General features: G+C 65.8%; 14 protein-coding genes. 2 read left to right on the plus strand and 12 right to left on the minus strand.

The window, feature by feature from the left end; genetic code table 11:
- Positions 1–50: 50 nt before the first annotated feature.
- The 9 genes from AC1DEK_RS02510 to AC1DEK_RS02550 all read right to left on the minus strand — a co-directional run bounded on the left by AC1DEK_RS02510 (position 51) and on the right by AC1DEK_RS02550 (position 9,190).
- A complete protein-coding gene (locus tag AC1DEK_RS02510) occupies positions 51–1,529 on the minus strand; it encodes an aldehyde dehydrogenase (protein WP_478123609.1) in 1,479 nt (492 codons plus the stop codon).
- A gap of 12 nt (positions 1,530–1,541) precedes the next feature.
- Positions 1,542–2,342, minus strand: coding sequence for an aspartate dehydrogenase (locus AC1DEK_RS02515; RefSeq protein ID WP_478123980.1), 801 nt, complete (start codon positions 2,340–2,342; stop codon positions 1,542–1,544).
- A 20-nt stretch (positions 2,343–2,362) separates the two neighbouring features.
- Positions 2,363–4,063 (minus strand): thiamine pyrophosphate-binding protein, encoded by a 1,701-nt coding sequence (locus tag AC1DEK_RS02520; RefSeq protein WP_478123611.1) that lies wholly within the window; start codon positions 4,061–4,063, stop codon positions 2,363–2,365.
- Positions 4,056–4,895, minus strand: coding sequence for an SDR family oxidoreductase (locus AC1DEK_RS02525; protein WP_478123981.1), 840 nt, complete (start codon positions 4,893–4,895; stop codon positions 4,056–4,058). The genes AC1DEK_RS02520 and AC1DEK_RS02525 overlap by 8 nt, the downstream gene beginning before the upstream one ends.
- A 19-nt stretch (positions 4,896–4,914) precedes the next feature.
- Positions 4,915–5,754, minus strand: a complete 840-nt coding sequence (locus AC1DEK_RS02530; RefSeq protein ID WP_478123612.1) for an IclR family transcriptional regulator — start codon at positions 5,752–5,754, stop codon at positions 4,915–4,917.
- 64 nt (positions 5,755–5,818) lie between these two features.
- Positions 5,819–6,688 carry an alpha/beta fold hydrolase gene (locus tag AC1DEK_RS02535; RefSeq protein WP_478123613.1) on the minus strand — a complete coding sequence of 290 codons (870 nt, stop codon included), beginning with the start codon at positions 6,686–6,688 and terminating at the stop codon, positions 5,819–5,821.
- Between the two features lie 108 nt (positions 6,689–6,796).
- Positions 6,797–7,339 carry a cupin domain-containing protein gene (locus AC1DEK_RS02540; RefSeq protein ID WP_478123614.1) on the minus strand — a complete coding sequence of 181 codons (543 nt, stop codon included), beginning with the start codon at positions 7,337–7,339 and terminating at the stop codon, positions 6,797–6,799.
- 35 nt (positions 7,340–7,374) lie between these two features.
- Positions 7,375–8,190, minus strand: a complete 816-nt coding sequence (locus tag AC1DEK_RS02545) for an SDR family oxidoreductase (RefSeq protein WP_478123615.1) — start codon at positions 8,188–8,190, stop codon at positions 7,375–7,377.
- A gap of 16 nt (positions 8,191–8,206) precedes the next feature.
- A complete protein-coding gene (locus tag AC1DEK_RS02550) occupies positions 8,207–9,190 on the minus strand; it encodes a Bug family tripartite tricarboxylate transporter substrate binding protein (RefSeq protein WP_478123616.1) in 984 nt (327 codons plus the stop codon).
- A gap of 341 nt (positions 9,191–9,531) precedes the next feature.
- Between AC1DEK_RS02550 and tcuC the strand changes: the two genes are divergently transcribed.
- A complete protein-coding gene (tcuC, locus tag AC1DEK_RS02555) occupies positions 9,532–10,839 on the plus strand; it encodes a tricarballylate/proton symporter TcuC (RefSeq protein ID WP_478123617.1) in 1,308 nt (435 codons plus the stop codon).
- Between the two features lie 6 nt (positions 10,840–10,845).
- Here the strand turns inward: tcuC and AC1DEK_RS02560 are convergent, their stop codons facing one another.
- The 3 genes from AC1DEK_RS02560 to AC1DEK_RS02570 all read right to left on the minus strand — a co-directional run bounded on the left by AC1DEK_RS02560 (position 10,846) and on the right by AC1DEK_RS02570 (position 12,896).
- On the minus strand, positions 10,846–11,799 hold the full coding sequence (locus AC1DEK_RS02560) for a dihydrodipicolinate synthase family protein (protein WP_478123618.1): 954 nt from the start codon (positions 11,797–11,799) through the stop codon (positions 10,846–10,848).
- A 49-nt stretch (positions 11,800–11,848) separates the two neighbouring features.
- Complete coding sequence (locus AC1DEK_RS02565) at positions 11,849–12,613, minus strand: SDR family NAD(P)-dependent oxidoreductase (protein ID WP_478123619.1); 765 nt, start codon at positions 12,611–12,613, stop codon at positions 11,849–11,851.
- A gap of 88 nt (positions 12,614–12,701) precedes the next feature.
- Positions 12,702–12,896: a hypothetical protein gene (locus AC1DEK_RS02570; RefSeq protein ID WP_478123620.1), complete on the minus strand. Its 195-nt coding sequence runs from the start codon at positions 12,894–12,896 to the stop codon at positions 12,702–12,704.
- A gap of 116 nt (positions 12,897–13,012) precedes the next feature.
- Here AC1DEK_RS02570 and AC1DEK_RS02575 point away from each other — a divergent pair, with 116 nt between their 5' ends.
- Positions 13,013–13,762, plus strand: a complete 750-nt coding sequence (locus tag AC1DEK_RS02575) for a transporter substrate-binding domain-containing protein (protein ID WP_478123621.1) — start codon at positions 13,013–13,015, stop codon at positions 13,760–13,762.
- Positions 13,763–13,773: the final 11 nt, after the last annotated feature.

Raw genomic sequence — 13,773 nt, forward strand, 5'->3', positions numbered from 1 at the left:
CACGAAGTGGGCAAGCCTGGGGGTGTTCGTACCTTCAAGCCTGGGGGTGTTCATAGGTCCACCCATGGCAGGGGTTGTTCGTTCGTGCCCCAGTACATGCTCTTCTGCTCCATGTACTGGAAGATGCCTTCGCGGCCCTTCTCGCGGCCCAGGCCGCTGTCGCGCCAGCCGCCGAATGGCGTCGACACCGAGAACTGCTTGTACGTGTTGACCCAGACCGTGCCGGCCTGCACCGCGCGGCCCAGGCGCCATGCGCGCTTGAAATCGCGACTCCACACGCCTGCGGCCAGCGCATAGATGCTGTCGTTGGCCTGCGCGATCAGCTCTTCTTCGTTGTCGAAGGGCATCGCGACGAGCACCGGCCCGAAGATTTCTTCCTGGCTGATTCGCGCGCTGTTGGTGAGCCCTTCGAGGATGGTCGGCGTGTAGAAGTAGCCCTTGTCCAGGCCGTTGCCATGCGGACGCACGCCGCCGGTCCGAATGCGGCCGCCTTCGTGCACGCCCAGCTCCACGTAGCGTTCGATGCCTTCGCGATGACGCGCCGTGATCAGCGGGCCCATCTGCGTGCGCTCCGAAGCCGGGTCGCCCACACGCAATGCGTTGGCTCCTTCTGCCAACCGCGTCAAGAACTCGTCGTAGATCGAGCGCGCAACAAACAGACGCGAGCCCGCGATGCACGATTCGCCCGACGAACTGAAGATGCCGTAGAGCACGCCGTTGACCGCATGGTCGAGGTCGGCATCTTCCAGCACCATCGTCGGCGACTTGCCGCCGAGTTCGAGCGACACCGGCATCATCTTGTCCGCGGCAATGTGCGCGATGTGCTTGCCGGTCGTCGTGCCGCCGGTGAACGACACGCGCTTGACCAGCGGATGCTTGGTGATCGCATCGCCGATGACCGAACCTTTGCCCGGCAGCACGCTGACGATGCCCTTCGGCACGCCGGCTTCTTCGCAGATGCGTGCGAGTTCGAGCGCCATCAGCGGCGTGACTTCCGCAGGCTTGACGACCACTGCATTGCCTGCCGCCAGAGCAGGCGCGAGCTTCTGTGCTTCGCTCGCGATGGGTGAATTCCACGGCGTGATGGCTGCAACGACGCCCATCGGCTCGTGCACGCTCATCGTCACGAAGGCGCCGCGCGAAGGCGTGATGGCTTCTTCGAGCGTCTCCAGCGCGGCCGCGAAAAACTGGAAGGTGCCCGCGGCGCTCGCCACCAGCGCGCGCGTCTCGCTGATGGGCTTGCCGTTGTCCAGGCGCTGCTTCTGCGCCAGGCTCTCGGCCTGTTCCCGGATCAGATGGGCGACGCGATGCAGCACTGTGGCGCGTTCGTGCGGCAGCTTCTGCGCCCACCCGCTCGTGCGGAAGGCATGGTCGGCGCGCTGGATCGCTTCTTCGACATCAGCGAGGCTTGCGGCGCACAGGCGTGCGATGGGTTCGCCGGTCGCCGGATAAAGGCTCTCGTAGGTCTCGCCACCGCCCAGGCGCCATTCGCCAGCGATATTGAGAGGGAGCAGTTCAGAAGAAATCATGGGGGTCTCGTTTCAAATCGAGAGGGAGGCGACGCGGTTGCGTAGCGCGCGCACCGCGCTGTACACCGTCAATGCGGATGTCTTGGGGTTGGCCGCCAGCGCCTTATTGCGCATCGTCAGCTCGAAGCTGCCGAACGCACCGGTCGCCTCGACCGTGTGCACGTTTTCGACGATCGATGGATCGGCGATGAGGCGCACGTGCGTGCGGTCAAGACCGAGGCCCGCCAGTGACACCGTCGCGGCCACATTGGCGTTCTTCGGATAAAGCGTCGCAGCCTCGCGGGCGCTGCCTTCAAAGATCACCGCTTCGCCCTTCAGCGCGGCGAGGTCGCGGCCCTGCTCTGCGGGCGTTCCCTTCCACGCATGCGGCGGCTTGCGGCCGGTGTAGCGCACGTTGTCGAGGCCGCCGATGCGAGCCGCTGCGAGCGCGTCGATGGCGCCAATCGCGCCTGCGATCAGCTGCACCTGCGTCTTGCCGGCGGTTGCCGCGGCTTCGAGTTGCTCCGCCAACCCCGGCGCCGACAAAGCGCCCACCGAGGCCACGATGCATGGCGTGCCGCGTTGCAGCGCCGGGAGAACATGCGCTTCGATCGCCGCATGGCCTGCGGCTTCGATCACGAGGTCGATGCCAACCGCAGGCACCGAAGACACGACCTGCGCGCCCGGCGCGAGGCGCTCTGCGACGGCACGCGCTGCCTCCAGCCCATCCGCCGGCACGACGATCGCCGCGACCGAGATGTCGCCATCGCCGCGCAGCAATTCGAGCGCGGCAGTGCCGATGGCGCCACAGCCGATGAGTGCGATACGAAGCACGGACATGCTCATGCCCTCTCTCACTTGCCCAGCACGCCGAGCGCGGGGATCTGAGTGATCTTGTTGGTCGGCGGGCCCGCGAACGCGCTCTTGAAGCCGCCGATGGACAGCATGTCGATCTCCAGCAGGAAGGGTCCGTCGGTCGAAAGCGCTTCGTCCAATCGCGCGGGGAGGTCGTCCAGGCTCTGCACGCGAGCGTGCGGCAGCGCGAGCGACTTGCACAGCAGGTCGTAGTCAGGCGTGTGCAGTTCGGCGTAGCAGCGGCGCCCGCCGTACTGCACGTCCTGAATGTTCTTGATGACGCCGTAGCTCTTGTCGTTCATGAGCACGATCACCATCGGAGCCTTCTCCTGCACCATGCAGGCGAGTTCGCCCAGGTTGAGGATGAAGCCGCCGTCGCCGGCCAGGCAGAAGGTCTTGCGGCCCGAGCCTGTCACGGCAGCGCCGATGGCCGCACCGATCGCCATCGGCATGCCCTGCCCGATGCCGCCGCCCGTGGCGTGCACGCCGGCGCTGGGTTCGAACACACGCAGTTCGCGATTTCCCCAGGTGCTGTTGGACACAGTCACGTCGCGCACCCAGTTGAAGTTGCGGCCGGCCACCGCTTGCAGCTGGCGCACGAGTTCGGCGTAAGGGCCGAGGCCATCGCGCAGAGTGGCCACCGCCAGGTCATGGGCGGCGCGCAGATCGCTCAGCAGCTTCGGATCGGCCTTGTACTCGATCGCTTCGAGGCGGTCGGCCAAGCCATCGAGCGCCAACGCCGAGTCGCCGCAAACGAACGCGTCGGTGGCGTAGCAGCGACCTTCGACTGCGGCGTCGGCGTCGATGCGGTAAAGCGGGCGCGGCAGCTTCAGTTCGTACTTGAGCGTCTCGTTGCCGCGCAGGCGCGAGCCCACCACAAGCATCGCGTCGCAGGTCTGGTAGAGCTCCTCGACCGGCTTCTGGATGTTGTAGGCGCCGAGCGAGCCGGTATCGTCCTCGGGCACGATACCGCGACCCTGCGTGGTAGTGACGACGCCGAAGCCGAGCTTCTGCAGGCGCTTGATCGCCGCACCGGCATTGCGTGCGCCGCCGCCGACCCACAGCATCGGGCGCTTGGCCTTGGCAAGGCTGGCGGCCAGCGCATCGAGACCCGCCTTCGAAGGCACGGCCGCGTCGATGGGCAGCGGCGACAGATCCGCCGGCATCGTGATGAGCGCCGACTGGATGTCGATCGGGATCTCGATGCTCACCGGACCTGTCGGCGCGGTCATCGCGACCTGCACCGCGCGCTTGAGCGTGCCGAGCACGGTCTCGACGCTGCGCACGCGAAAGGCGGCCTTGGAGATGGCTTTCAGCATGGTGAGCTGGTCGGGCGCCTCGTGGATGTACGACATGCCCTTGTCGATGTAGGGCGTCTCGATCTGGCCCGTGATGTGCAACAGGGGCGCACCCGCCGTCAGCGCCTCGACCATGCTGCCCGCGATATTGCCCGCTGCCGGCCCGGTGCTGGTCACACACACCCCCAGGCTGGCGGTGGAGCGTGCATAGGCATCGGCCATGTTGCCCGCACCCGCCTCGCCGCGCGCCGAGATGAAGCGGATGGCACCGCGCTGCGCGAACGCGTCCAGGATCGGCATGTTGTGGATCGAGATCACACCGAATGCAGCCTTCACGCCGCACTGTTCGAGAAAGGCCGCGACGACAGCGCCGACGGTCACGGTGTTGGTGGGGTTATGCATGGCGGGAATGGCCTCCGGAGATGTCGATGTGGGCACCCGTCGTGTACGAAGCGAGTGGCGAAGCGAGGAAGAGAATGGCGCGCGCGGCTTCGACGGGAAGTCCGAGACGGCCGAGGGGAATGTGTTTGCTCTGCGCGAGCTGGCTGCTCCAGGCGGACCAGTCGAGCGATTTGTCTTCGCGCGCCTCGAAGCGGCGGCGCCATTGGCCGGACTCGACCAGCCCGATGAGGATTCCGTTGACGCGCACACCTTGCGGTGCGAACTCCGTGGCCATGGAGCGCACGAGGTTGAGCAGGCCGGCACGTGCGGCCGACGTCGCCACCATGTGCGGCTCGGGTTGGCGCGCGAGCAGCGAATTGGCACAGACGATGGCCGCGTCTCCGAGCACCACGCGCTGCGCCGCAAGCTGCGGCAGGAAGGCGCGCGTGGGATGGATGACCGAGAAGAACTTCAAGTTCAGCTCTTCGGTCCAGGCCTTGTCTTCGGTGTCGGCAAACGTCGACACGCGACCTTGGCCGGCGTTGTTGATGAGCATCGAGGCCGGCCCGAGCGCAGCTTCACTCTCGGCGGCGAAGCTCTCCACGGCGGCAGGGTCGAGCACGTCGCAGACGCGCGCGAAGAGCTTGGCGTGCGGACGCCTGGCTTGCAGGCCCGCCACGGCGGCATCGAGCCGTTCGGCATTGCGGCCGCACAGCGCCACGGCTGCGCCGCAGTCCAGCAACAGCTCGACCGTCGCGAGGCCAATGCCCGAGGAGCCGCCCGTGACCACGGCCACGCGGCCCGCCAGTGCGTCGGACGAGAAGAACGAGGTGGAAATCGCGGGCGTCGTCATGACCGTCATCCCCTGCGCTTCAGGCACGCTTGCCGCCGTGCAGCGGAACCACCTTGGAGGCGGGCGAGTAGTTCAGCAAGCTGGAGATGCCGTCCGCCGTCTCGCGCACCCGCCGCACCATCTCTTCCATGCGGACTTCCTCGATGTGGCCCGAGGTGATGGTGGCACCCAGCGCAGCCACGATATGGCCGCTGTGGTCGCGCACCGGCGCTGCGATGGTGGAGATGTTCGATTCGAAGAAGCCTTCGCTCAGCACGTAGCCGCGCTCGCGGTCGCTCTGGACCATCTCGAACAACTCGTCGACGGTCTTGGGTGTGCTCGGCGAGAAGGTTTCGAGCTTGCCTTCCGGGTACAGCGCGCGCAACTGCACGAGGCTCAGGTCTTCGAGCAGGATGCGGCCGAGCACCGTCGCATGCGCTGGCAGGCGTGTGCCGACGGTGACCGAGCTGGCAAAAGGCGTGGGCGGCGCGACCTTCGCGACATAGACGATGGAGCGGCCGTCGCGCACCACCAGGTTGCAAGGCGTGCGCAGCTCTTCGCACAGGCGCTGCAACAGCGGCGTGCCGAGTTGCGTCAGCTCCAGTGAAGCCAGATATTCGAAGCCCAGGCGCAGCACGGCAAGGCCCAGGCGGTAGTCACGGCCGCCTTCGGTGCGCTCCAGGAATCCCATGCTCTCCAGGGTCGTCAGCAGACGAAACACCGTCGAGCGCGGCAGCTCGAAGCGGCGCGCCAGTTCGGGCGCTGACAGCGTGCGGTTCTCGCGGCTGAATTCGCACAGCACGCGCAGCCCACGCTCCAGTGCCGGAACGTTGTAGCGGTCCGCGCCCTCTTCGATCACTTCATTGCCAGGGGTGGTCATGTCTCTGCTTCCCGTTGTTTGTTGCTTGTTGCTTGTTGTTGATTGCTTGTGGATCGACGTCGATTCAGACCGACAGCACGTCGCGCAGCATTGCGGCGACGGTCGCGGGCTGTTCGACATAGCTTGCGTGTCCGGCACCTGCGATCAGTTCGAGCGCAACCCCGCAGTGGCGCGCAACCTCTTCGCATGCAGCGGGCGTGGTGACGACGTCGAGCGCGCCGCAAGCCACGCGCACCGGCATCGCGGGTGGCAGGTCGGCCATCAGGTCGCCGCCGCAAAGCAACTCGACCGCTTGCCGGTAGCCGTGGTCATTGAGACGCGCCATGTTCCAGCGGACCCACTGCCGCGCGAGTTCGCTGGCGTTTTCAGAAACGAGGCGCCCCGAACGCTGCGCCGCCATGCCGGCGATGCCGAGCTTTGCGAGCGTGTCGAGTCGCTCCGTGTGAACGCGCTGACGGGCATCGGCGCGCGCCGGCGCTCCATATCCGGCAGCCGGGCTGATGAGAACGAGCCGATCGATGCGAGAGGCCATCGGCGAATCCGCACGCGCTGCCGAAGCAGCCGTCAGCGCACCCAGCGAATGCCCCACCAGCACGCAGGAATCGATCTCCAGCGCATCCAGCAATGCATGCAGGCGCTGCGCGTAGTCGGCCGCAGTCGGAACGAGAGCATCCACCGGCGTCGATTCCCCGTACCCCGGTGCGTCCCACGCAACCAAGCGCGCATGCGGCGCCAACAGCAGCGCCGTATCGAGCCAGGACGCCGCACCCGAGCCAATGCCGTGCAGACAAACCAGCGCAGGCCCCCGGCCGCACTCCCGCACAGAAATGACGCCGCCATTCACCGACACATTCCGCGCCGGAAACCGCGCGTTCAACCGGGCGACTTCGGAGGACGGCAAGCTCTGCATATCAGTGGCGGAATCGTTGTTCATAGGGGTCTTGTTCCAGAAATACCGCGGAACCGGCTCTGCCGGGCCGCCGGTATTGCCCCCGGCGAGGGGGTAGGCGGCCACACGAAGTGGGCAAGCCTGGGGGAGTGCCTACCTCTTGATCTTTGCGAGGGGGTGATCGGCCGGATAGGTCGGCGTCACAGGCTTCTTCGCGCCCAGCATCACGCACATCAGCGCATCCTCATCGCCGATGTTGATCTCCTCGCGATAAACGCCAGGCGGAACCGAGATCAGGTCACGGTCGGTCATGATGGTTTCGAAGCGCTCGCCATCCTTCTCGATGACCACCTTGAGCTTGCCGCGGATGAGGAAGAAGACTTCTTCCACATCGGTGTGCAAATGCGGCGGGCCTTCATGGCCGGCCGGGATCACCATGGTCGAGAAGGTGAAGTTCTCGGCCGGCACGGTGTTCATGTCAGCGGCGACGCCGGTACCGCCGGTGCCCACGTAGCGCATCTGCGCGCGGCGGAACTTGGGGTCCAGGTCGGCCTGGAACTTGAGAGCATCCCAGTCGTACTTGCGGGTCGAATAGCGCGCGATGCGGGTGTTCATCCACGCTTCGAGACTCGCGCCTTCGGGCTGCGCCCAGCTTGGCGCTTCATCGATGTTCTTTTGTTCGGACAGATCGCTCATGGGTTCTCCTTGGTCGAAAAATGGGTTCGAAAAAATCAATGCATCACGAAGCCGCCGTTGACGGCGAGCAACTGGCCGGTCACGAAGCGCGAAAGGCCCGAGAGCGCAAACAGCACCGCGCCGCAGACGTCGACCGCCTGCTGTTCGCGCGGAATGGCGCGGCCTTCGAGGTATTTCTGGTGGCGCGCCATGGGCACGTATTCGGTCGCTTCGACGAGCGTGAGGCCGGGCGCCACGGCATTGACCGTGATGCCGTCGCCGCCCCACTCGCGCGAAAGCGAACGCGTCATCGAAATGACCGCGCCTTTGCTGGACGCATAGGCCAGCAGGTTGGGCGCGCCCCACAGCGCGGTGTCAGACGCGAGATTGACGATCGCGCCACGGCCGCTCTTGGCGAGCGCAGGCTGGCAGGCGCGGCTCACGAGCCAGGTGCCGCGCACGTTGACGTTCATCACGCGGTCCCACATGTCGATTTCGAGGGCATGCGCGTCGCGGCCGCCCGAGTTGGTAATGGCGGCGTTGTTGACCAGTCCATCGAGCCCGCCGAGCAGCCGGGCGGCTTCGGCGCCGCCCTTTTCGATCGAAGCCGGGTCGGACAGGTCGATCGCGAGCGCGTGCGCCGTGAAGCCGGCCTCGCGCATGGCGTGCGCCTCGGTCTCGGCCAGGTCCGACAGGATGTCGGCCAGCACGACGCTCGCGCCGGATTTCGCGATGCACTTCGCAAAGGCCAGCCCCAGTCCGCGGGCGGCGCCGGTCACGAGCACGCGGCGGCCGGCGAGCAGATTGGCGGGCAGTTCGGCAAGCAGCGCCTGCAGGCTGGCGGGGTCGGCGGTGGTGTTCACTGAGGTCATGGCGTCGTTTCCGGTGTCAGTCGGCCTGAATGCCCAATTCCTTGATGATCCGGCCGAAGCGCTCGAAGTCCGCGGCGTTGGTCTTGGCGAGCACGTCCGGCGAGCCGCCCAGCGGCACCGCGCCCAGCGTTGCCATGCGCGACGCGACGTCCGGCATCTTCAGGATTTCGTTGAAGTGGGCATTGAGCATCTTCACGGTCTCCGGCTGCATGCCCTTGGGTCCGAAGAGGCCGTGCCACGCCGTCACTTCAACGCCCTTGACGCCCAGTTCCTGGAAAGTCGGCACGTTGGGCGCGAGCGGCGAGCGCTTTTGGTCTGCGACCGCAAGCACCACCATCTTGCCGTTCGGCAGGTAGGGCTCGACCGGGCCGAGCGTGATGTAGGTCAGCGGCACGTGGCCGCCAAGCACGTCGTTGACGGCCGGCGCGACGCCGCGATACGGCACGTGGCGAATGTCCGTGCCGGTCGCCTTGTTGACCATCTCGCCCAGGATGTGCATGGGCGAGCCGCTGCCCGGGCTCGCGAAGGTCAACGGCTGCGCCTTGGCGGCGACCGCAACGTCCTTGAAGGACTTGATGCCGGACGCGGAACTCGCGACGAGTGCGAGCGGCAAGGTGCCGGTCTCGATGATCGGCGTGAAGCCGTTCAGCACGTCATAACCGGCCGAACCGTTGGTCTTGAGCACCAGTTGGGCGATCGAGAAGGTGCTCGGCGCCAGCAGCAAGGTGTAGCCGTCGGCAGACGCCTTGGAGACGTAGTTGCTGCCGATGACGCCACTTGCGCCCGGGCGGTTGTCGACCACCACCGGCTGGCCGATGCGTGTGGAGAGCTTTTCAGCGAAGAGCCGGGCCAGCGCATCGGTATCGCCGCCGGCCGGATAGGCCACCACGATCGTCACAGGCTTGCTCGGAAAGGCTTGCGCCCACGTGGGGCCTGCGCAAACGGCGCTTGCGAGAGACAGGGCAAGAGCGAGGGCTTGGCGGCGAGTCTGCTTCGTCATGGTGGTTGCGATCCGTGCAAGGGTGGAATCGAGGTTCGGATTCTGGCTGGTTCGTTCCACTAATTAAACACTGGTTTATTAATGGAACGATCTATGAAGAATATTCGCAAACTTGTCATCAAAGATAGGTACAAACCCTAGTCTTTTGTAAGCACACGCCGTACGACTTCAGTGCTCCTTCAGTGCGCGGCTCCGGGGCGCTCAACACCCACCACGCTGAACGGCGCCTGACTCCGACGCCCGGGACATACCCCGACGCCGCGGACGGCCGTTCGACAGCTTCGCTCCCTACGATGAGGACACCCGCACCCGCGGCCCTGGCCATCACCTGGAGACGCACCATGACCACTGCCACCCTTGCCCCCAGCCAAACGGCGCCGCCGCGAAGCACCTCCAAGCTCGGCGCCGTGCTGCGCGTGACGAGTGGCAATTTCCTCGAGCAGTTCGACTTCTTTCTCTTCGGCTTCTACGCGACCTACATCTCGAAGGCCTTCTTTCCCGCGAGCAGCGATTTCGCCTCGTTGATGCTGACCTTCGCGGTGTTCGGCGCAGGCTTCCTGATGCGTCCGCTGGGCGCGATCGTGCTCGGTGCCTATATCGATGAAGTGGGTCGCCGCAAGGGCCTGATCGTGACGCTCGGAATCATGGCGAGCGGCACCGTACTGATCGCTTTCGTGCCGGGCTACGCAAGCATCGGCGTCATTGCACCGTTGCTCGTGCTGCTGGGCCGTCTGCTGCAGGGCTTCTCGGCGGGCGCCGAGCTGGGTGGCGTGTCGGTCTATCTGTCGGAGATGGCGACGCCCGGGCACAAGGGCTTCTACACCTCTTGGCAATCGGCGAGCCAGCAAGTCGCGATCGTGCTCGCCGCTGCGCTCGGCTTCGCACTCAACGAAATGCTCGACCCGGCCGCGCTCGCAGCCTGGGGATGGCGCATTCCGTTCTTCGTCGGCTGCATGATCATCCCGTGCATCTTCGTGCTGCGTCGCTCGCTGCAGGAGACCGAAGCCTTCCAGGCGCGCAAGCACCATCCGACCACGCGCGAGGTGTTCCAGTCGATGGCGCGCAATTGGCGCATCGTCCTTGCCGGCATGCTGCTGGTGGCGATGACCACCACGACCTTCTACCTGATCACGGTCTACACGCCGACTTTCGGCAAGACCGTGCTGCACCTGAGCGCGCGAGACAGCCTGATCGTCACACTGCTGGTGGCCATGACCAACTTCATCTGGCTTCCGATAGGCGGTGCGATTTCGGACCGCATCGGCCGCAAGCCCCTGCTGCTGGCCGTGACGATCCTCGCCATCGTGAGCGCCTATCCGGCCATGCACTGGCTCGCGGCGGCGCCGAGCTTCGGCCGCATGCTCGACGTGCTGCTGTGGTTCTCGTTCCTGTTCGGCATGTACAACGGCGCCATGGTCGTGGCGCTGACCGAAGTGATGCCGGTCGAAGTGCGCGTCGTCGGCTTCTCGCTGGCCTACAGTCTCGCAACCGCCGTGTTCGGCGGCTTCACACCGGCGATCTCGACTTGGCTGATCGAGACTACCGGCGACAAGGCGGCGCCGGCCTACTGGCTGAGCGTGGCAGCCGTGTGCGGACTGGGCGCCACCCTGGCGCTCTATCGCAAGGGTCGCCAGCCCGCAGTGGCATAGCCGGCCTCAGCGCCCCCAGCGCAGGACCAGCGCGTCGAGGCGGCGCGCAGTCTCGATCAAGAGCGACCGGCTCGCAGGATGGATCGCAGGGAACGGATGGCGCGGCGCCTCGCAGGCGATCACGCCGCCTTCCTTCATCAGCGACTTGGCCGCGAGAAGGCCGCACTGCCGGTTTTCGAGGTTGATGAGCGGCAGCCACCGCTCGTATGCGGCAATGGCTTCGTCGCGCCGACCCGCGCGATAGGCATCGAGGATCGGGCGAATGCCGTCCGGAAAGCCGCCGCCGGTCATCGAACCGGTCGCACCCGCTTCGAGGTCCGGCAGCAGCGTGATGGCTTCTTCGCCGTCCCACGGTCCTTCGATCGCATCGCCGCCGAGGCGGATCAGTTCTCGCAGCTTGGCCGCGGCGCCCGCCGTTTCGATCTTGAAGTACGCCACATGCTCGATCTCCTTGGCCATGCGCGCGAGGAAGGCGGCCGACAACGGCGTGCCGGCGGCGGGAGCGTCCTGGATCATGATCGGGATGCCCACCGCGTCCGACAACTGCGCATAGAACTCGTGGGCCTGCGGCTCGGAGACGCGGAAGGTGGCACCGTGATAGGGCGGCATTACCATCAGCATCGCGGCCCCCATGTCCTGCGCGCGGCGGCTGCGTTCGGCGCAGACTTTGGTGCTGAAATGCGTAGTGGTGACGATCACCGGAACGCGGCCGGCGACGTGTTCGAGGATCGTGCGCGTGAGCACCTCGCGTTCATCGTCGGACAGCAAGAACTGCTCTGAAAAATTGGCCAGGATGCACAGCCCTTCGGAGCCGGCGTCGATCATGAAATCGATGCAGCGCTTCTGGCTGGCGATATCGAGATTGCCTTGCTCATCGAATGTGGTCGGCACCACCGGAAAAAGGCCCTGGTAACGAGCGGTCTTGGTGGGTGTCTTGGAAGTTGTGGAGGTTGCGGTCATGTCGTGCTTTCAGATGAATGGGTCGTGAGGAATCGCGAGCGCCCTGCCCTCACGTCCAGCCTCCGTCGACGATGAAATCCTGCGCGGTACACATTGCGCTCTCGTCCGCGACGAGAAAAAGCGCCATGCTGGCGATGTGATCGGCCATGAGCGGCTTGTCGATGCACTGGCCCCGCGCGATGTCCACACGTGCCTGGTCGTCCACCCACATGCGCAGTTGCTTGTCGGTCATGACCCAACCCGGCACCAGTGTGTTGACGCGGATGTTGAATGCACCGAGATCCCGCGCCAGGCTGCGCGTCAGCCCCTGCACCGCTGCCTTGGAGGTGGTGTAGACCGGCATGCCGCCCTGCTTGAGCTTCCAGCTGATCGAGCCGAAATTCACGATCGATCCGCCGCCAGCCGCGCGCATGTCGTCCATCACGTTGCGTGCCGCAAAGAACTGGTGCTTGAGGTTCACGCCGACGCCGGCGTCCCACGACTCCGGCGTGGTGTCCTCGATGCGGTGGCGGCGATCGTTGGCGGCATTGTTCAGCAGCCCGGTGATGGGGCCGAAGCGCTGGCGTACCGACGCAATGGCGGCCTCGAGCGCCGCGATGTCGGTCAGGTCCGCCGCGACGAACAACGGCGGATGGCGCGCGCCGGCGAGCGTTTGCGCCAGCGTGGCTCCGGCGGAAGCATCGATATCGATGAAGCCGACCTTCGCGCCTTGCGCGACGAAGCGTTCGACGAGGCAGGCACCGATGCCCGTGGCACCGCCGGTGATGAGGACTGTTCTGTCGACAAGGCTGGGATATTGAGCAAAGGCAGTCATGGCGGGAGCAAGTGACGGCAGCGGGCGCCGTTCGGCAGCTCTCAAGTGGATGAGGCGCGAATTATGTCGTCACCGCACGCCCGCCGCATCAAGGTTTGCCAGCGGTGGGAGACGCGTTCGAGTTGTGCATCGGCTGCTGGGCAGCCGGTGACGACGAAGCGGGCTCGACCGGCTTTTCTTTCCAGATCAGCACCAGAACAATGCCGCCGACTATAAATATGGCCAGCAGCACTGCCATCAGTCGGAAGGGGCGCTTTGGTGTCGTGTCATTCTGTGTGGCCATTGGATGACTCCGCTCGGAAGATGTCATCCAACGCTAGGGCGCGATCCGGACTGGCGATGTCAGACGGCGACCCTGCCGGATGCGGCTGAAAAGCCATCCCGCGGCAGAATCGCGGAATGAGCACCACCCTCCCCGTGGCCGTGGTTTCGGCCTTCGCACCCACCGGCGCGCTGCGCGCCTCGATCAATCTCGGCAATCCCATCCTCGCGAACCGGGATGTCGCCACCGGAGAGCCGGTTGGCGTGTCGATCGATCTGGCCCATGAATTCGCACGGCGGCTCGGCGTTTCCGCGGAACTCGTCGTCTCCGAAAAGGCCGCCGCCTCGGTTGACGCGGTGCGCAACGAACAGGCGGACATCGGCTTCTTCGCGATCGACCCATTGCGCAGCGAAGGCATGCAGTTCACCGCGCCGTATGTGCTGATCGAAGGCAGCTACCTGGTCGCGGAGGCGTCGCCCGTCACGCGCAACGAGGAGGTGGACCGCGATACACACCGCATCGCCGTCGGCACAGGCAGCGCGTACGACCTCTTTCTGACGCGCGAGATCAAGCAGGCGCAGATCGTGCGCGTGCAAGGCGCCAAGGGAGTCATGGAAAGTCTTCATGCAGGCCAGGCCGATGTTGCCGCGGGCATCCGGCAAGTGCTCGAAACGGAAGCGGCACGTGTCGGAGGTCTTCGCCTGCTACCTGGCCGGTTCATGGTGATCCAGCAGGCGATGGGGACGCCCGCTTCGCGCGGCGCCGAGGCCGGCGCGGCGCTCGCGGCGTTTGTTGAAGAGATGAAGGCCAGCGGATTCGTGGCCGAGGCGCTCGCGCGGCATCGTATCCAGGGCGCGAGCGTCGCGCCGGCCGGCCGAGGCGCCTAGAAACAGGTTTG

The sequence above is a fragment of the Variovorax sp. 10N420 genome, assembly GCF_056394705.1.

Excerpts from the sequence above, each read along its gene's own strand:
- AC1DEK_RS02510 (WP_478123609.1), bottom strand. The coding sequence starts at position 1,529 with ATGATTTCTTCTGAACTGCTCCCTCTCAATATCGCTGGCGAATGGCGC.
- AC1DEK_RS02520 (WP_478123611.1), bottom strand. The coding sequence starts at position 4,063 with ATGCATAACCCCACCAACACCGTGACCGTCGGCGCTGTCGTCGCGGCC.
- AC1DEK_RS02525 (WP_478123981.1), bottom strand. The coding sequence starts at position 4,895 with ATGACGACGCCCGCGATTTCCACCTCGTTCTTCTCGTCCGACGCACTG.
- AC1DEK_RS02530 (WP_478123612.1), bottom strand. The coding sequence starts at position 5,754 with ATGACCACCCCTGGCAATGAAGTGATCGAAGAGGGCGCGGACCGCTAC.
- AC1DEK_RS02535 (WP_478123613.1), bottom strand. The coding sequence starts at position 6,688 with ATGAACAACGATTCCGCCACTGATATGCAGAGCTTGCCGTCCTCCGAA.
- AC1DEK_RS02540 (WP_478123614.1), bottom strand. The coding sequence starts at position 7,339 with ATGAGCGATCTGTCCGAACAAAAGAACATCGATGAAGCGCCAAGCTGG.
- AC1DEK_RS02545 (WP_478123615.1), bottom strand. The coding sequence starts at position 8,190 with ATGACCTCAGTGAACACCACCGCCGACCCCGCCAGCCTGCAGGCGCTG.
- AC1DEK_RS02550 (WP_478123616.1), bottom strand. The coding sequence starts at position 9,190 with ATGACGAAGCAGACTCGCCGCCAAGCCCTCGCTCTTGCCCTGTCTCTC.
- tcuC (WP_478123617.1), top strand. The coding sequence starts at position 9,532 with ATGACCACTGCCACCCTTGCCCCCAGCCAAACGGCGCCGCCGCGAAGC.
- AC1DEK_RS02560 (WP_478123618.1), bottom strand. The coding sequence starts at position 11,799 with ATGACCGCAACCTCCACAACTTCCAAGACACCCACCAAGACCGCTCGT.
- AC1DEK_RS02565 (WP_478123619.1), bottom strand. The coding sequence starts at position 12,613 with ATGACTGCCTTTGCTCAATATCCCAGCCTTGTCGACAGAACAGTCCTC.
- AC1DEK_RS02570 (WP_478123620.1), bottom strand. The coding sequence starts at position 12,896 with ATGGCCACACAGAATGACACGACACCAAAGCGCCCCTTCCGACTGATG.
- AC1DEK_RS02575 (WP_478123621.1), top strand. The coding sequence starts at position 13,013 with ATGAGCACCACCCTCCCCGTGGCCGTGGTTTCGGCCTTCGCACCCACC.